The 2,500-nt window shown below is 57.8% G+C and carries 1 rRNA gene and 1 other annotated feature (both only partly in view); the gene reads left to right on the top strand.

Annotated elements, in window-relative coordinates:
* Positions 1–582: ribosomal RNA gene (locus ACGFH8_RS35080) — 16S ribosomal RNA — on the top strand (it extends 933 nt beyond the left edge of the window).
* 378 nt (positions 583–960) lie between these two features.
* Positions 961–2,500: a sequence feature (mutual gap in cmsearch alignment for this rRNA model is longer than 100), on the top strand; it runs 1,494 nt beyond the window's last position.

The following is a 2,500-nucleotide window of genomic DNA, read 5'->3' as shown; positions in this document are numbered from 1 at the left end:
TCGATGCAACGCGAAGAACCTTACCTGGGTTTGACATGGCCGCAAAACCTCCAGAGATGGGGGGTCCTTCGGGGGCGGTCACAGGTGGTGCATGGCTGTCGTCAGCTCGTGTCGTGAGATGTTGGGTTAAGTCCCGCAACGAGCGCAACCCTCGTTCGATGTTGCCAGCGCGTTATGGCGGGGACTCATCGAAGACTGCCGGGGTCAACTCGGAGGAAGGTGGGGATGACGTCAAGTCATCATGCCCCTTATGTCCAGGGCTTCACGCATGCTACAATGGCCGGTACAATGGGCTGCGATACCGTGAGGTGGAGCGAATCCCAAAAAGCCGGTCTCAGTTCGGATCGGGGTCTGCAACTCGACCCCGTGAAGTCGGAGTCGCTAGTAATCGCAGATCAGCAACGCTGCGGTGAATACGTTCCCGGGCCTTGTACACACCGCCCGTCACGTCACGAAAGTCGGCAACACCCGAAGCCGGTGGCCCAACCCTTGTGGAGGGAGCCGTCGAAGGTGGGGCTGGCGATTGGGACGAAGTCGTAACAAGGTAGCCGTACCGGAAGGTGCGGCTGGATCACCTCCTTTCTAAGGAGCACCTTCACCTGAAAGGGTGCAAGGAGCCCGCGGCCCACGAATGTTGGGTCGGGGTGCTCAGATGGCGGAGACACTGGCAAGTTTTCCCTCGGCAACGGCCGGGTTCCTTCTAGTACAGCCTCCTTCGGGTGGTGGGAACGAAGTCCCTGGTGCGGCTGAGGAAGAATGTAGGCACCCTGTTGGGTCCTGAAGGAACAACCATTGGTTGTTGTTTCAGAGACTTGGCCAGCCCCCTTTGTGGGGCTGGAAGTCTGCCAGGCATGGCCTGGCCTCACATACCGCCAACGTTGGTTGGGTTTGGTGTGGGGCGGATCGGGTTGTGGGTTGGTCGTTTGTTGAGAATTGCACAGTGGACGCGAGCATCTTTGTGGTCAAGTTGTCAAGGGCGAACGGTGAATGCCTTGGCACCAGGAGCCGATGAAGGACGTGGGAGGCCGCGATAGGCCTGGGGGAGCTGTCAACCAAGCTGTGATCCCAGGGTGTCCGAATGGGGAAACCTGGCACCAGTCATGTGGTGTCACCCACACCTGAACACATAGGGTGTGTGGAGGGAACGCGGGGAAGTGAAACATCTCAGTACCCGCAGGAAGAGAAAACAATTTAGTGATTCCGTGAGTAGTGGCGAGCGAAAGCGGATCGAGGCTAAACCGGCTGCGTGTGATACCTGTCAGGGGTTGCGTGGTCGGGGTTGTGGGACCCTGCTGAACAAGCTGACACTTGTTCGAGAAGTTACAAAGTTAGTGGCTAGTCGAACAGTCTGGAATGGCTGACCGTAGACGGTGAGAGTCCGGTAGGTGAAAGTTGCTGACCTTCTGTGGGTGTTCCCGAGTAGCGGCGGACCCCTGAAATCTGCCGTGAATCTGCCAGGACCACCTGGTAAGCCTAAATACTTCCTGGTGACCGATAGCGGACAAGTACCGTGAGGGAATGGTGAAAAGTACCCCGGGAGGGGAGTGAAATAGTACCTGAAACCGTTCGCCTACAATCCGTCGGAGCCTTGCGGGGTGACGGCGTGCCTTTTGAAGAATGAGCCTGCGAGTTAGTGGCATGTGGCGAGGTTAACCCGTGTGGGGGAGCCGTAGCGAAAGCGAGTCTGAATAGGGCGATTCAGTCGCGTGTCCTAGACCCGAAGCGGAGTGATCTAGCCATGGGCAGGCTGAAGCGCGGGTAAGACCGCGTGGAGGGCCGAACCCACCAATGTTGAAAAATTGGGGGATGACCTGTGGTTAGGGGTGAAAGGCCAATCAAACTCCGTGATAGCTGGTTCTCCCCGAAATGCATTTAGGTGCAGCGTCGCGTGTTTCTTGCCGGAGGTAGAGCACTGGATGGTCTAGGGGGCCCACAAGCTTACCGAAATCAGCCAAACTCCGAATGCCGGTAAGTGAGAGCGCGGCAGTGAGACTGCGGGGGATAAGCTTCGTAGTCGAGAGGGAAACAGCCCAGATCACCAGCTAAGGCCCCTAAGCGTGTGCTAAGTGGAAAAGGATGTGGGGTCGCATAGACAACCAGGAGGTTGGCTTAGAAGCAGCCACCCTTTAAAGAGTGCGTAATAGCTCACTGGTCAAGTGGTTCCGCGCCGACAATGTAGCGGGGCTCAAGCACACCGCCGAAGCTGTGGCATTCACATTTTATCCTCGCTTGGACTTGATTCCTTGTGCAGGTGTGTGGATGGGTAGGGGAGCGTCGTGCCGCGAGTGAAGCAGCGGGGTGACCCAGTTGTGGACGCGGCACGAGTGAGAATGCAGGCATGAGTAGCGAAAGAAGGGTGAGAAACCCTTCCGCCGGATGACCAAGGGTTCCAGGGCCAGGCTAATCCGCCCTGGGTGAGTCGGGACCTAAGGCGAGGCCGAGAGGCGTAGTCGATGGACAACGGGTTGATATTCCCGTACCCGCGAAAGAGCGTCCCTGA

This window comes from Micromonospora sp. NPDC049175 (genome assembly GCF_043197345.1).
Taxonomy (GTDB): Bacteria; Actinomycetota; Actinomycetes; order Mycobacteriales; family Micromonosporaceae; genus Micromonospora.
The sequence above is the reverse complement of the archived record's forward strand: the minus strand, read 5'-3'. Positions and strand labels throughout refer to the sequence as shown.